We start from the raw sequence: 14,299 nt of genomic DNA, 5'->3' as shown, positions 1-14,299 counted from the left end.
CTCAACCTAGGTGCCTGACTGAGGAGAGAGTACGACACGAGCCTCCCCGTCCACGTGCTCACAACCTCCACCCACCCCCCCCCCCCCCCCCCCCCCACCCCCCCCCCACCCCCCCCCCCCCCCCCCGCCGCCGTCAGCTCGCGTACGCCCACCGCCGCGGTGGCCAGGCGGTGGCGGGGCTCCTCTGCCACTCCCAGGCCGCGTGCGAACGGCCCGGGTTTGGCCACCTGGGGCAGTCCTAGCAACGCGCTGGCCCACCCGAGCCGACGGACGAGCGGATCGTGCCGAAGGACGCCGGGCGAGCCGTTCCGCGCTCGGCGGGCGTGGGGCGGGCCCTCGTCCGGAGGGCCCTCGGCTCGCGGGCGCGGTTCCAGTCCGGTCGTCATGGTTCACTCCTGAACGAAGTCGGTCAGTGCGTCCGGAAAATCGGTTCGCGATGTGTGGCCACTGTGACGAGCACCCGGATCCGGGCGAATCAAACAGACAACGCCCGATCGGCCCCCGGCGCCGAGAACCGGTTCCGGGAGATGCCCACGCAGGAAGCGGACGCGCGGTGGCCGCTCCGGGGCGTCGGCGGCACGGATGACGCTCGTCAGCAGCCCGCGCCCGCCGACCCGCCCCGGCCGGGCTCGTGAACGGCAGGGACCTGGCCCTTCCGGCCGCGTCGGCCAGGCACGTTTGTCTCACGTCGTCCCGGTGACCCGTAGCCGTGATGCCGGTCTTGCAGGAGTGAGAGGAGTGACGATCATGCCCAATCCTCAGCAGCCCGAGCTGCGGCGAAGCGACAAGGGAGGGGCGACGCCGGAGGACAGTCAGTCACTGAAGGCGTCCCAGCCCGCCAAGGGCAGCGGCCGTGCGAAAGGCACGGACCGGGGTGACAAGGGCGGCGGCGAAGGCGGCGGTACACCGCCCGAACAGCAACCGGACCACCCCGCCTGAGCGTCGCGGCTGAGGCCCGGGGCGCGGCACGGGGCGGCGAGAGCACCGCGGGGCGGCCTGCCCGTCGTCCACACCGCCTGGCAGGTCGTCGTGACGGCTCCCGCCCCGCGCAGCTGACCGATCATGACCGTCCGACCGATGCACCCGACGCCGCGCTGCGCGGCGTCGGGTGCCTGCCACCCTCTTCCCGACGAAGGGATTCGCCGGACCTCATCCCGGCGTGGCGTCAGGCACTGGTGGCGTACAGATCCCGCAGGGGCTGGGCCGAGTCCGCTCCGGAGTGTCCGAAGGGGGCGTCGAAGCTCCACACCATGAACAGCAGGAGGACCACCAGCGCGCTGAAGGTGGTGGCCAGGAGCAGTTCACGTGGCGAGTGGCGGATCTGCAGGGTGTACAGCAGGCCGAGGGTGACGGCTCCCCCGGCGATGAGGCCGAACCAGACCACGCCGGGAAGGGTGGTGCCTACGCTGTCGAGGCGCTGGTGCCGGGCGTCGTCCGCGGCGGCCACCTGGTCCAACAGCGGCTGATAGGACTGGGCTTGGAGTTCGTCGGCGGGAGAGTGGTGGGCGATGTCGGCCCGGATGCGGCCCATCAGCCGGGCGCCTTCGGCTCCGGGGTCCTCGTCGTCCTGGATGGCCGGCCATTCGGCCGTGACGGCGTGGCGGGCGTAGGTGTCGATGTGGTCGCGCACCTGACCGCGGAAGGCGGCCGGGTAGACGTCCAGGCGCTGGTTGATCTCGTAGAGGGCCTGCGCCTCGCGCTGGACGGTGTCTTCCGCGGCGCTGCGGGCCTCCCACACGCCGGCGATGGCCAGGCCCAGGACGATGGCGTAGACGACGCCCACCATCATCACCATGTACTCCAGCACGTCGGGTGTCTGCGACGTGTCCTCGTCGGCGAGGCGGCGATGGCGCATCACGGTGACCGCGACCACCAGGGCGCAGACCAGCACGGAAGCCAGGGTGTAGATCATCCATTCCGGCACGGGAGAACTCCAGGACTACGTGAGTGGGGGCGGTGGACGGCGGTCAGCCGCGGCTGACGCCGGTGGGCGGCGGTCACGCGCGGCTGACGGTGGTGGACGGCGATCAGCCACGGCTGACGGTGGTGGGGCGCGGTCAGCCGCGGCTGCGCCGGCGGGAGCCGGGCCGCAGGACGGCGGCGGCCAGGATCGCGGGTGTGGTGACGACGGTCGTGGTCATGACCGTCGACATGCCCACGGGGACGGGGCGCCGTGGGCCGCCGGTGTAGTGACGCCGCGGCACCCAGTGGAAGACGGCCGCGTCCGGCGGGGCGGGTCTGGCCGGCCGTACCCGGTGGACCGACGGCGGCTCGGGAGCGGGCGCCGGTGTCGTCGGTGGTGCGGCTCGCCTCGGTGCCGCTCGCGGCGGCGCACCGTGCGGGGCCGGTGGGGCCGCAGCCGCGGGCGGGCCGGGAGGAGCCGGCGGCGGCGCCGGGGCCGGGGCCGGCGAGGCGGGTACGGGTGCCGGGGTGGGGGGTTTGGTCTCCGGGGCGGTCGGTGTCTCGCCGATCTCGACCCACGCCCCGGGAGTGCATACGACGATGTGGGCGGCGGCGTGATCGATGTCGACGCCGGTGGCCCCGCCGGACAAGCCGGGCAGAGGACACAGGGCCGCAACTCCGAGACCTACAGTGACCCACCCGCTCACCAAAACCCCCCCTGTCCGTGAGTCGAGCAGCGCCCTTCGGCCCGTCGCAGGGGCAGAGGACGCCCCGTGAGTCGGCAACGCGCTACAAGAACGACGAGGTGGAGGGTGCGGTAACGGCAGGGTCGGGCATCGCTGCCGAAAAGGCCGGGGCCTGCCACCGGCCGTCTACCGGCGGGCTCGGCCCCTTCGCGCAGTCCCGGTACCTGCCTCGGCCCGCGCTTCCGGCGCGCTGACCGGCTGAATTTCCGCTCTCGGACCAGCGTGGCGCACGCCGCGGAAGGCCTCGCTCCAGCACAACGAGGGGAGACCGCCGGCCCCGGCAGCGCTCTCGACGTCCCGGGAGGACCCGATGCCAGACCCCGCGCCCGCGCCCGCCCCAGTCATCGCCCCGCACCGGCAGCCCGCTTCATCCGCCGCTCCGCCGTCCGCAGAACTCACCCTGGAGGCCCGCATGGCCGCCGCGGACGCGGCCATGACCGTCCGGCTGGAGGAAGCCGCCGTCGCCCACGAGGTGCGCACCGCCCATATCCCCACCGAACCGGTCGACCTGGCCGAGGTCGTCACCGTCCCGCTTCCCCCCGCCCTCCCACCGCCGGCAGCGCCGTACCCCACGCCGGTGGCCGCGCTCCTGCAGCGCGCCCACCGCCGGGTGCAGACGGACGGCTGGTGTGCCGGTGCGCTGACCGACGAAGACGGTGCGGTCTGTCTGCTCGGAGCGCTGCGCAGGGAGGCGGGCGGCGACCGGGGCCTGGAAGCGGACGCCGCACGCGTCGTGCTGGACACCATCCGCCGTCAGTTCGGCGACACCGTCGACTCGGTCGCGTCCTTCAACGACGCGCACAGCACGGGCCGCGTCCCGATCCGCGTGCTCGGTCAGGCCGCGGGCCTCGCCGACGCCCGCGGCCTGTGACCCCGGCGCCGGTCCGGGGCCCCGCCTCGCAGCCGGGCGTCTACCCCTTGTCCGGGACCCCGCCTCGCAGCAGGACGTCCGCCCTTACTGGCGCCGTTGGCCGAGGACGCAGAACTCGTTGCCTTCGGGGTCCGCCAGTACCACCCACGACTGAACACCCTGGCCGATGTCGACACGCCGTGCGCCGTGGGCCTCCAGCCGAGCCACCTCGGCGTCCTGGTCATCAGGCCTGAAGTCGAGATGCAGCCGGCTCTTGGCCTTCCTGCTCTCGTCGATCCGGACGAAGTCCAGTCCCGGCAGGCGATCCGGCTCCTGGCGGATCTCGAACTCCTCGTCGGAGGAGTGGACGACAACCCAGCCGAGAGCCTCGGCCCACCACTGTCCCAAGGCCATCGGATCCACGGAGTGAACGACTACCTGTTCCCATTCCAAGGTCATGCGGTGAGCGTAGGGCCTGTGCCGTACATCATCCAGAAACCACTTCGGGCACGCCTGGTCGCATCCTGCGGCCTCCCCGAGAAATCGTTGGCGGACCACGGTGACCGTTGCTAGTCTCCCGGAGGCCGTGCGAGAGAACGAGGAGGTGGTACCCGTGAACGCAGTATCGACATGGGTGCTCCCCTCCGGGGTCACGGTCGGGCGATAGGTCGTCCGGGAGCGCCGTTCAAGAGCACTCCCGAAAGGCACGACCATGCACGTCACTTCTGAGAAGCGCCTCGACGACGGCGTCATCGAGCGCGAATTCACCCTAGGCGAGATCCCCGGCACCCTGTGGACGCCCGGATCCGCCGCACCGGCCCCACTGGTCCTGATGGCCCACAACAACGGCCTGCCCAAGGCGGAACCCCGGCTGGTGGCCCGGGCCCGGTACACCGCGGCGCGCGGCTACGCGGTGGCCACCATCGACGCCGCCGGATGCGGTGTCCGGCCCCGTTCCGCCGCCGACGAGCAGGCCCGCGCCGACCTCCGGCGGGCGATGCAGGCCGGCGAGCCGGTCGACGAGATCTTCGAGTCCTTCATCGGCCCGCTGGTCGAAAACGCGGTCCCGGAATGGCGGACCACTCTGGACGCCCTCCTCGAGCTGCCCGAGATCGGCGGCCCGGTCGGGTACTCCGGGGGATGGACCGCCCTCGGCATCCGGCTGGCGGTGGCCGAGCCGCGCATCGCGGCCGCGGGCTTCTTCGCCGGGGGGTACGTGCCCCGTGCCCAGCGCGAGGAGGCCGGGCAGATCACCATTCCGCTGCTGTTCCTGTTGCAGTGGGACGACTACGGCAACCCCCGGCAACGGGCCCTGGACCTGTTCGACGCCTTCGGCAGCAAGGAGAAGACACTGCACGCCAATCTGGGAGGGCACACCGGCACCCCGTGGTTCGAGCTGGAGGACGGATGCCGGTTCTTGGACCGGCACCTGAAGTGAGGCCGGCCCGCCCTGCGGGCGGCAGACGGTAGGCGGTGTCAGTCACGATGCCGCCATCGAGGACAGGTCCCGGCCGTCCTCGACGACGGTGATCGGCACGCGCACGGCCGCCCCGACCGGACGGTGCCAGCCATCGGCGGTACCGTCCGGTCGGGGCGGCGCTCGGCCACCTGTGCCGCCGCAGGAACCTTCAAGTCCCTTTGACGGCTCAGCGTTTGAGCGTGAACGTGAAGTCGTCGGAGAGCCTGCCGCTCAGGCGGACCGCCGAAACGAGCTTCCCTCCCGTGAGGAGTCTTTCGACCTCGGCCCGCGAAAGGCCGCACCCTTCGGCGATCAGTCGGGCCGGCCGGACAGGGATCCGAGCCGCGAAGCAAACCGAGACGTCGATCACCACACGGTCCGGGCGACCCGATCCTCCGGTTTCGAGGCGCCAGGCGTTGTCCCAGTCGAGGGCGATGCGATTGCGACGCCGTATGTCCGGGTCCTGGAGCAAGTCGGCTGCCAGAACAGGGTCGTTGGCGTGCAGCCGGTCCAGCAGCCCTGGTCGTACGGAGCGCACGTTCACGCGCTCCAGGACCGTGAGCTTCGCGGTTTCCCCGCAGGCGGTACAGAGCACGAGGAGCCAGGCGTCGAGGCGCTTGTGATGTGCGTTGACGCGGAACTTGCCGTCCGCACGGAAGCGTTCGGACGCGCACGCGTGGCAACGACGGAGAACGAGCGGCAGGCAGGTGGGTATGACCACCCAGTTTTCGAGCACAGAAGTACACCGGTTTCAGTGAGAAGTCCGCAGCAAAGAGGAGCGCGGCGCACATGCGCGACGCGCGACGATTCATCGCTCGGGAGGTCTCACAGGGTGTACAACGGGACGTCCTTGCTCAGACGACGTGGTATCGGCAGCACGGTAGTGGCGAGGGGCGGTGCCGCTCCACCGGTTTTCGGGCGCGTCAGCGGGGCCGGGTACGTACGCGTATGTGCTCGCCCCGGTGGTCGAAGAGGCTGAGGATCTCCACGGGGTGTCTGCCGGTGCTTCCGAACCAGTGCGGGAGCCGGGTGTCGAACTGGGCGGCCTCGCCGGGGCCGAGCACCAGGTCGTGGGAGCCCAGGACGAGGCGCAACCGCCCGGAGAGGACGTACAGCCACTCGTAGCCCTCGTGCACCCGGAGATCCGGCTCCCGGACCGTCGCCGGGATGATCACTTTCCAGGCCTCCCGCGCAGTGGACTGCCGGGCCAGCGGCAGCGCGGTGCGGCTGTCGACCCGGCGGCGGAGGCCCGGGCTCATCCGGGGACCGTCGGCCTCCGGGGCAGCGACGAGTTCGTCCAGTGACACCCGGTAGGCACGCGCGAGGGGCAGCAGCAGTTCCAGACTCGGGCGACGTCGGCCGGTCTCCAGGCGGGACAGGGTGCTCCTGGAGATGCCGGTGACCTCGGCCAGCGCCGTCAGGGTGACTCCCCGCCGGGCACGCAGGCGTCTGAGTCGCGGGGCGACGTCGGACAGGACTGAGGCGACAGGGGGCAGGGCTTCCACGTACGCATTGCACCGCCCGGTTCGCCGGAACGGCAAACTTGTCCCGGAAACAGCAACAAAAGTGGGGCGGGGTCCGCCTGGCACGCAACCTGGCGGCATGACAGGAAATGGATACACCGAAGCCGGCGGGGCCCCCGCCACGGTCGACGACTCCGACTCGACGGGCGGTGACGTTCGACGACAGCGTGTGCCGGATCTTCGTATGCCCGCAAGGACGACCACAGCGCCCGACTCCCGGCATTCTCGCCGGAGATGGAAAGGCAGGTCACCGAAGCCGTCCTCGGCGACCGTCGGCACGGCCTGTGAAACCGCTCCCGTCCATCGACCCTGTCCCTCAGCACCTTCCGTCAGCCAGTGAGGATCAACCCGACATGAGCGAGTACTCCCCCGCCCGACCGGCACCACGAGTCGGCCCACCGCCCAGACATCACATGGCGCTGATGATCTGGCTGGCCGTCTTCCCCACCCTCACCGTGCTGCAACTGCTGCTGCGCGGTCTCGGCCTGCTCGACGGAGCGCCGACGATCCTGCGCACCCTGGTCCTGGCCACCGTCGCGGTGCCGATCGTCATCTACGGTCTCCTGCCGCCGCTGCAACGGCTGCGTACGCACCTGATCAGCCGCCGGGTCCGCACCTGACGGCACCGGGCCCGCCGACGTCCGCGGGGCCGGGTACGGCGCTCGCGTGACGACGTGCCGGGGACGGCTGCGGCGGGGGGCTCCGGGCATCCGCTCCGAGGGCGCGGACCGGCTGTCTCCCCGCGACAGGTTTCGGTCACAACACTGTTGTGTGGCCGAATGCAGTGCCATGCTGGGATCGCGGTGATCCTCCCCCTCCGGGGCGGAAACCACCTGGTCCTGTCCGTGCGCGGTTGTCCGGACGGGACCGCGCCGTCCCTCCCGCGCCCTCCCCCCGGGAGGGCCGACGCGTGCCCATGGCTCACCGTGCAATCCGCCCGGCCGTGCCTGCCTCGGACGCTCGGGCCGCCCCGGTCGGCCGCCCGCGTCCGGACTCGCCACTACGGGCGTGCGCCGGGCTTTCCTTCGGCCTCGTCCGACAGGGCGAGGCGAACGGTGATGCGCTTGCCGACCGGCTGCCGCTCGACCTCGAAGCCCGACGTGACGGCCATGACGATCTCCAGACCGTGCTGTCCGACCCGGCCGGGGTCGGCGTCCCGGGCCTCCGGAAGACGCGGATCGCTGTCCCACACGGTCACCTCCACCGCGGAGTCGACGATGCGCAGTTCCAGCAGCACGGGCCCGGGGGCGTACTTACGGGCGTTGGTGACCAGTTCGCTGACCACCAACTGGGTCAGGTCCATCGCCCGCGCGGACACCGGGATGCCTTGTCCGGCCTGGACGCCGGTGAGAAAAGCGGCCGCGAAACGTCGGGCCTCGGCGATGCAGGCGCCATCACCTTCGAGAGCGACGGCGGTCCTTGTCGGCCGGGAAGCCGGCATCCCGTCGCCGCCTTCCTCGCTGCCGGAACCTGACTGCACCAAATCCACCTTCGTTCCCCCGTTCACGCGCGCGCCTACCCCGCACTCCCCCACCCATGCATCCACGGTTCTTTCGTCCGGGGCCGGCACGGGTGCATTTCTCGCGCACCGGCGGGGCAGGCTCTCCACGCATGTCGTCGCCCACAGGGCCTACCAGCGAGTGCAGTCGGGGAATCGGTGACAGACGCTCACGAAGCAGCACGACCCGCGCCGCTGTCGATCGGCACCGCCGCCGTCGACGCCGTCCGGGTCGTGGCCCTGCGTGGTGAGATCGACCACCGCATCCGTGACCACCTCCAGCAGGCCCTGCTCCCGGAAGGCCCGACCTCCGCTCCGCGGATCGTGGTCGACCTCAGCGGCGTGACCTTCATGGACTCCACCGGTGTCAACGTCCTCATCTCCGCCCAACGGGCCGCCGTGGAGGCGCAGGGCTGGCTTCGCCTGGCCGCTCCCCCGGAGGGCGTGCTGCGGGTCATGCAGATCATCGGCCTCGACGCGGTCATCCCCTGCTACCCCGCTCTCCGCCCAGCCCTCGGCGCCTGAACGGCCTGTCGTCACGCGGCCGTGCGCGGGCGTAGAGCCCGCGCGGGCGTACGCGGGCGGCGGGCCGGTCAGAAGAGCTGTTCCTGGTCGACGGGCGCGGACCGGCGCTGGGCGCGACGGCCGGAGTTCCGGACCGGTGTCTCGTTGCCGAAGAGGGGCTCGGTGCCGTACTCGTCCGGTTCGGCCGGCACCGCGGTGGGCCCCGTGCCGATGCTCAGCCGCAGGGGGGCGTCCCGGTCGAAGTCTCCCGGCGTCATAGCCGTCCAGTCGCGGTCCTGACGCTGTTCCCTCACCGACACTCCTCTGTTCCCGCCGGCCGTTGTCCGGGCCGGATGCCGTCCGGCCCCGCCCCACTTCGCGCGCTGGGCGGTCCCCGAGCCCTGGTCCGAGGGCCTGTTCACACCACCCTCCCCGGTTACCCCCGCTCCTCGCCACCCTCACCCACCAATGATCAACGCTTCCCCGGGGGTTGCCGGTACCGCAACCGGACGGCTCCGCCGACCGGCCGGATGCCGGCCCGTGTAGATTTCGTGCGGGTCCGCTCATTCCGGTGCGGGTGCCCAACTGGCCCTGACGCGGAGGAGAACAGCGTGGGAGTTTCCCTGTCCAAAGGTGGCAACGTATCGCTCAGCAAGGAGGCGCCGGGCCTGACGGCGGTCCTCGTCGGTCTGGGCTGGGACGTGCGGACCACCACCGGCGCAGACTTCGACCTCGACGCGTCCGCGCTCCTGGTGGACGCTGCGGGCAAGGTCCTCTCCGACCAGCACTTCGTCTTCTACAACAACCTGAAGAGCCCCGACGGTTCGGTGGAGCACACCGGTGACAACCTCACCGGTGAGGGCGAGGGCGACGACGAGTCCATCAAGGTGGACCTCGCCGCCGTACCCGCCGGTGTCGACAAGATCGTCTTCCCGGTCTCGATCCACGACGCCGACAGCCGCGGCCAGAGCTTCGGCCAGATCCGCAACGCGTTCATACGTGTCGTCAACCAGGCGGGCGGTCAGGAGCTCGCGCGCTACGACCTGTCCGAGGACGCCTCCACCGAGACCGCGATGGTCTTCGGGGAGCTGTACCGGCACGGCGCCGAATGGAAGTTCCGTGCGGTGGGCCAGGGTTACGCCTCCGGCCTGTCCGGCATCGCCTCCGACTTCGGCGTCAACGTCTGACGCTCCCCTGTTCCCCCGCCGCCGCCCGCGCCCCCTCACTCAGGGGGCCGGGCGGCGGCCTCGTTCTCCGCGTCAGCCGCCCACGTGGATGCCGGGACGGCGGTCGGGGTCGGGTTCGTGGCTGCGGATGATCTCACGGGTGACCGGAGCCGTGTCGCCGCGGCCGAGCAGGAAGTAGCGGAACATGTGCTTCAGGGGGCTTCCCTCGGCCCAGGCGAAGTAGCAGTGCGGCTGGACACCGGTGGCGTTGCGGAGGGCCAGCAGGATCGCGGCGATGGCGTTCGGGGCGGCGGGGGCCTCGGCGCGCAGGACCCGGTAGCCGTCGACCTCCACCCCGTGTACGGAGAGGGTCTCGCTGAAGTCGGACGGATCCACCACGTCGATCTCGAGGAACAGCACGTCGGCGGGGCCCGGCACCGGGTTCGTGCCGCGCTGCTCGCGTTCCTTGTACGCGTACTCGGCGCTGTCGCCGGCCTGACGCCGGTTGGCGATGATGTTGATGGAGTTGTCGTGGGCGAGGGTGTCGGTGATGAACCGGCGGGCGCCCTCGTCGAACACGATCCGGTCGGCGCGCAGTTCGGTGGTGCGCGAGACCCGGGAGATCAGCGACACGATGATGATCCCGGCAATGAAGAATCCGGAGATGGCGATCCCGTCCGGCTTGTCGACGATGTTCGCCACCAGGGCGTAGAACAGCACCGCGGTCAGCAGCGCGAAGCCCGTCCCCGCCGCACGCCGGCCGCTGCGCACGACCGAGATCGTGACGGCGAACGCGCCGGAGACCATCATGGCCAGGATGCCGGTGGCGTACGCGCCGGCCTGCGCGTCCACGTCGGCGTCGAAGGCGATGGTGATGGCGACGCAGAGGGCGGTGTAGACGATCACGACGGGGCGCACGGCGCGGCCCCACTCCGGGGCCATCCCGTAGTCCGGCAGATACCTGGGCACGATGTTGACCAGTCCGGCCATCGCGGACGCGCCGGCGAACCACAGGATCAGGATGGTGCTGATGTCGTAGGCGGTGCCGAACACCTCGCCGACCTTCTCGTGCGCGAGCCAGGCCAGGGCGCGTCCGTTGGCCTCGCCGCCGGACTCGAACTCCTTGTGCGGGATGAGGACGGTGGTCACGAAGCTCGCGGCCAGCAGGTAGACGCTCATGATCAGGGCGGCGGTGGTCAGCAGCCGGCGCGTGTTGCGGATCCGCGACCGCAGCTGCTGCTCGGGGTCGTCGCCCTTCGCGGCCACGAGGGGCATCATGCTCACGCCGGTCTCGAAACCGGAGAGGCCGAGGACCAGCAGCGGAAACGCCAGCACGGCGGGCCCGACCAGATCGCCGAAGCCGCCTCCGCCGTCGCCGAGGGCGTCGGTCCACGCCGAGAACGCGCCCGGTGTCGTGAAGACGTCCGCCACGCCGACCCCGATGATCACGGCGTTGAGCGCCAGGAAGACACCGACGAGCGGGATGGCCACCTTCACCGCTTCACTGAACCCGAGCAGGAACACCCCGCCGAGAAGCAGCAGGAGGGTCACGGTGAGGCCGACCTCGTGTCCGTGCAGAGCCTGCGGGAAGAAGGGGTTCTCCACCACGTGGACGGAGGCGTCCGCGGTGGACAGGGTGATCGTGATGATCCACGACGTGGCCACGAAGCCGAGCAGGACCAGCACGAAGAGCTTGCCCCACCAGAACGGCAGCAGGTCCTCCAGCATCGCCACCGAGCCGGCGCCGTGCGGGCTCTCCCGTGCGACACGGCGGTACATCGGCAGCATGCCCACCAGGGTCAAGGCCACGATCAGCAGCGTCGCCAGCGGGGAGACGGCGCCCGCGGCGAGAGCCGCGATGGCGGGGACGTAGGCCAGACTGGAGAAGTAGTCGACCCCGGTCAGACACATCACCTTCCACCAGGACTGCGGATGGGTGTGCCCCTCGCCGGCCGCGGGGCCCACCGGCTGCACCCGGTGGCGCAGCATCCACCGCGCCAGGCCTCCGGTCGGCTGGGCCCGCAGCGCGGGGCTCTCGACCTCTTCCGGCACGGCCGGTTCGTTCGGCACGTTCATGTCCCCCATCGGTCCTTTCTCCTGCTGACGTCGGCGCACCCGTCGCAGTCACCGGCACGGGCGGACGATCACCGAGTATGCGGCCTCCCGCACGGTTGGTCCGCACCGGGGCGGACCAACCGCCCCGGTATGCCGACCGCAGCCTTCTTCCCCGTCACCCGGATCTCACCGCGCCGGCCGCGCGGCTGCCGGGGCGGCGGGATGCGAGCGGCAGGGGCGCGCGCCGGGACCGTCGGCCTGACGCAGCAGTCCGACGGGCATCTCGGGGCGGTCGTCACGCCGGCTGCTTCGTCCCGCCCACCGCCACCTCCGTCCACACCGTCTTGTGGGTGTCCGAGTAGCGCACGCCCCAGTCGTCGGTGACGGTGGCGCAGATGTGCAGTCCGCGCCCGCCCTCCTCGTGCGCTTTCGCGTGACGCAGGTAGGGGGCGCTGAGCGCGGCGTCGCTCACTTCGCAGGTGAGGGTGGTTTCTCCCTTGAGGAGCCGCAGGGTGATGGGCTCGGCGCCGTACCGGATGGCGTTGGTGACGAGTTCGCTGACGACCAGCTGGACGGCGAACGGGTCGACGTCCAGTCCCCATTCCCCGAGCCGTTGTGCGACCTCTCGCCGGGTCCGGGACACCGCCGTCGGCTCGGCGGGGACGTTCCACTCGGCCAGCTCCTCGTCCGGAAGGCGGCGTGTCCGGACCACGAGGAGCGCCGCGTCGGGAGTGATGAGTTTCCGCACCTCGTCGGCCATGTGCCGCGGGCTGCGTCCGGGATGCGCGAGGGCTTCGACCAGCCGCTCCGTGGACGTGCCGGTGGGTGATCCGACCAGCCGCTCCGTGGACGCGCCGGTCGGCGAGGGGACGGCGGGTGAGGCCAGGCACAGGGTGCTGCCTTCGGGAAGTATCTCCGCGGTGCAGGGGAACGGCGGCCCCTCGGCGCCGAGCAGTGGGCCCGCCGGCAGCAGAGCGGGATCCACCGAACCGTCCGGCCGGACGAGGCAGAGGAGCGACCCGCCCGCGCGGGCGATGTCGAGCCGTCCGTCGACCGGATCGTGGACGGCGAGCGTGCAGCTCGCGGTGGGGGTGCCGACACCGGTCGGGTCGTCCTGCTCCTCGGCCAGCCGGAGCGTGGTGGTGTGCAGCCGCGCGAGCAGTTCGTGGGGCTCGAGGTCCAGCGCCGCCAGGCTGTGCACGGCGGTCCGGAGCTGACTCATCGTCGCCACGGCACTGATGCCGGGCTGCTGCACCTGTCCGACCACCAGGGCGACGCGGGCCCCGGACAGCGGGATCACGTCGGACCACGCCCCGGTCCCGCCACCGGGGAGGTGTCCCTGCGCGACGTCGACGGCGCGCTGGGTCGCCGCCTCCTGCCGGTGCGGGCGCCCCTGCAGCGCCGTCATCACGACGTGTTCGCGGGTGAAACGAAGGGCGTTCTCCAGGCAGGTGGCCGTGCGCGAGGCGAGGCCGTCGGCGAGTGCGAGGTCGTCCGGCTCGAAAGCCTCCGCACCGGCGGACCGGTGAAAGGCGACGACGCCGAAGATCTGGCCGCGCGCGACGAGAGGCGCGACAAGTGATGCGAGCCCGGCCCCGTCGTCGCCCGTCTCGTCGCCCGTCCCGGCCTCCGCCGGCTCGGGCGGCAGCAGGGCCGGGCGGGCGGGCAGGACCCCGCCGAAGAGGCCCGGCAGCAGGATCGCGCCGGGCTCCGGCGGCTGCCCGTGACGGTCCGCGCCCTTGGCGGCCGCACACCGCAGCAGCGGAGGTACCTCCCGCGGCAGCAGCTCCGGCGCTCTGCCCCGCAGTACGGAGTCGGTGAGGGCAACCAGCACCCCGTCGGCGAACCCGGGCACCGTCACGTCGACCAGTTCCCGAACGGTGTGCAGCACGTCCAGACCGCGGCCGATCTTCTCGTGGGCGGTGTGCAGGAGGCGCAGCCGCGCCCGGGCACGCTCGCGCTCGGTGACGTCCACCGCGGTCGCGACCACCCCCAGGGGACGGCCCGCGCTGTCCTGGAGCCGGAACGCCGAGGTGGAGAAGACGTGCTCGCGGCCCGGGTCCATGGGCGGGAACGCCCGTACGAGCACGTCGCGGCTCGGGCGGCCGGTCTCCAGCACGTCGCGGACCAGGGGTTCGAGGGTGTGATCGGTCATCGTCGCGTAGACCTCGCCCACGGTCCGCCCGACGATGCTCTCCTCCGGCACTCCTCGCATGCCGACGGCCACGGTGTTGACGCGGACGACCCGCAGACCGGTGTCGAACACGTGCAGGCCCACCTCCGACTGCGTGAAGACGGCGTCGAGAACGGCGTCGTCCAGCCCGGCCTCTTCCGTCGGCGCCTCGGGCCACACCCCCCACGCCGGTCCCCGGGAGTCGTCGGACACCCGTCCGACGTACCAGCCGTCCGGCGAGGGTTCCGCGGGCCGGGACGCCGCCACGGAACCCTCGGACAACACGTCCATGGCCGCCGCGCCCACCGCGTCCGCCGCGGAACGCCCGAAGAGGCTCCGGGCCCACTCGCTCCAGCGCAGCACCTGTCCGTGCGCGTCCATGACGAACAAGGGCGCCTGGGGTCGCGGCATGGGTACCTGCCT

At 71.7% G+C, this 14,299-nt stretch carries 15 protein-coding genes; 7 read left to right on the top strand and 8 right to left on the bottom strand.

Annotation, left to right across the window (positions count from 1 at the left end):
* The first annotated feature begins 747 nt into the window (after positions 1–747).
* Positions 748–939 carry a hypothetical protein gene (locus AC069T_RS34175; RefSeq protein ID WP_478786441.1) on the top strand — a complete coding sequence of 64 codons (192 nt, stop codon included), beginning with the start codon at positions 748–750 and terminating at the stop codon, positions 937–939.
* A gap of 226 nt (positions 940–1,165) precedes the next feature.
* Here the strand turns inward: AC069T_RS34175 and AC069T_RS34170 are convergent, their stop codons facing one another.
* Positions 1,166–1,924 (bottom strand): bestrophin-like domain, encoded by a 759-nt coding sequence (locus AC069T_RS34170; RefSeq protein ID WP_478786440.1) that lies wholly within the window; start codon positions 1,922–1,924, stop codon positions 1,166–1,168.
* A gap of 23 nt (positions 1,925–1,947) precedes the next feature.
* Here AC069T_RS34170 and AC069T_RS34165 point away from each other — a divergent pair, with 23 nt between their 5' ends.
* Both AC069T_RS34165 and AC069T_RS34160 read left to right on the top strand, forming a co-directional pair.
* Positions 1,948–2,190 carry a hypothetical protein gene (locus AC069T_RS34165; protein WP_478786439.1) on the top strand — a complete coding sequence of 81 codons (243 nt, stop codon included), beginning with the start codon at positions 1,948–1,950 and terminating at the stop codon, positions 2,188–2,190.
* A gap of 768 nt (positions 2,191–2,958) precedes the next feature.
* The gene (locus tag AC069T_RS34160; protein ID WP_478786438.1) at positions 2,959–3,519 is read left to right on the top strand and encodes a DUF6197 family protein; all 561 of its coding nucleotides are present in this window, start codon (positions 2,959–2,961) and stop codon (positions 3,517–3,519) included.
* A gap of 84 nt (positions 3,520–3,603) precedes the next feature.
* Here the strand turns inward: AC069T_RS34160 and AC069T_RS34155 are convergent, their stop codons facing one another.
* On the bottom strand, positions 3,604–3,957 hold the full coding sequence (locus tag AC069T_RS34155; RefSeq protein WP_478786437.1) for a VOC family protein: 354 nt from the start codon (positions 3,955–3,957) through the stop codon (positions 3,604–3,606).
* Between the two features lie 253 nt (positions 3,958–4,210).
* Here AC069T_RS34155 and AC069T_RS34150 point away from each other — a divergent pair, with 253 nt between their 5' ends.
* Entirely contained in the window at positions 4,211–4,936 is a 726-nt protein-coding gene (locus AC069T_RS34150) for a dienelactone hydrolase family protein (RefSeq protein WP_478786436.1), read from the top strand.
* A gap of 208 nt (positions 4,937–5,144) precedes the next feature.
* On the opposite strand, the gene AC069T_RS34145 is transcribed toward AC069T_RS34150, so the two are convergent.
* Both AC069T_RS34145 and AC069T_RS34140 read right to left on the bottom strand, forming a co-directional pair.
* Positions 5,145–5,693 (bottom strand): DUF1062 domain-containing protein, encoded by a 549-nt coding sequence (locus AC069T_RS34145; RefSeq protein WP_478786435.1) that lies wholly within the window; start codon positions 5,691–5,693, stop codon positions 5,145–5,147.
* 187 nt (positions 5,694–5,880) lie between these two features.
* Entirely contained in the window at positions 5,881–6,462 is a 582-nt protein-coding gene (locus tag AC069T_RS34140; protein ID WP_478786434.1) for a helix-turn-helix domain-containing protein, read from the bottom strand.
* A 371-nt stretch (positions 6,463–6,833) separates the two neighbouring features.
* Here AC069T_RS34140 and AC069T_RS34135 point away from each other — a divergent pair, with 371 nt between their 5' ends.
* Positions 6,834–7,100: a putative antibiotic biosynthesis monooxygenase gene (locus tag AC069T_RS34135; RefSeq protein ID WP_478786433.1), complete on the top strand. Its 267-nt coding sequence runs from the start codon at positions 6,834–6,836 to the stop codon at positions 7,098–7,100.
* Positions 7,101–7,480: 380 nt separating this feature from the next.
* Here AC069T_RS34135 and AC069T_RS34130 read toward each other — a convergent pair whose 3' ends face one another.
* Positions 7,481–7,921 carry an ATP-binding protein gene (locus AC069T_RS34130; RefSeq protein ID WP_478786459.1) on the bottom strand — a complete coding sequence of 147 codons (441 nt, stop codon included), beginning with the start codon at positions 7,919–7,921 and terminating at the stop codon, positions 7,481–7,483.
* A 216-nt stretch (positions 7,922–8,137) separates the two neighbouring features.
* On the opposite strand from AC069T_RS34130, the gene AC069T_RS34125 reads away from it, so the two are divergent.
* A complete protein-coding gene (locus tag AC069T_RS34125; RefSeq protein WP_478786432.1) occupies positions 8,138–8,503 on the top strand; it encodes an STAS domain-containing protein in 366 nt (121 codons plus the stop codon).
* A gap of 68 nt (positions 8,504–8,571) precedes the next feature.
* Here AC069T_RS34125 and AC069T_RS34120 read toward each other — a convergent pair whose 3' ends face one another.
* On the bottom strand, positions 8,572–8,760 hold the full coding sequence (locus AC069T_RS34120) for a hypothetical protein (RefSeq protein WP_478786458.1): 189 nt from the start codon (positions 8,758–8,760) through the stop codon (positions 8,572–8,574).
* Positions 8,761–9,093: 333 nt separating this feature from the next.
* Here AC069T_RS34120 and AC069T_RS34115 point away from each other — a divergent pair, with 333 nt between their 5' ends.
* A complete protein-coding gene (locus tag AC069T_RS34115) occupies positions 9,094–9,669 on the top strand; it encodes a TerD family protein (RefSeq protein WP_358853233.1) in 576 nt (191 codons plus the stop codon).
* 72 nt (positions 9,670–9,741) lie between these two features.
* Here AC069T_RS34115 and AC069T_RS34110 read toward each other — a convergent pair whose 3' ends face one another.
* Together AC069T_RS34110 and AC069T_RS34105 are read right to left on the bottom strand one after the other, a co-directional pair.
* Positions 9,742–11,724: an APC family permease gene (locus AC069T_RS34110; protein ID WP_478786431.1), complete on the bottom strand. Its 1,983-nt coding sequence runs from the start codon at positions 11,722–11,724 to the stop codon at positions 9,742–9,744.
* A gap of 274 nt (positions 11,725–11,998) precedes the next feature.
* Positions 11,999–14,287 (bottom strand): SpoIIE family protein phosphatase, encoded by a 2,289-nt coding sequence (locus tag AC069T_RS34105; RefSeq protein ID WP_478786430.1) that lies wholly within the window; start codon positions 14,285–14,287, stop codon positions 11,999–12,001.
* Positions 14,288–14,299: the final 12 nt, after the last annotated feature.

The sequence above is a fragment of the Streptomyces sp. NPDC043867 genome (assembly GCF_056435845.1).
Note: the sequence above shows the minus strand (reverse complement) of the source record. Positions and strands in the feature narration are given on the sequence as shown.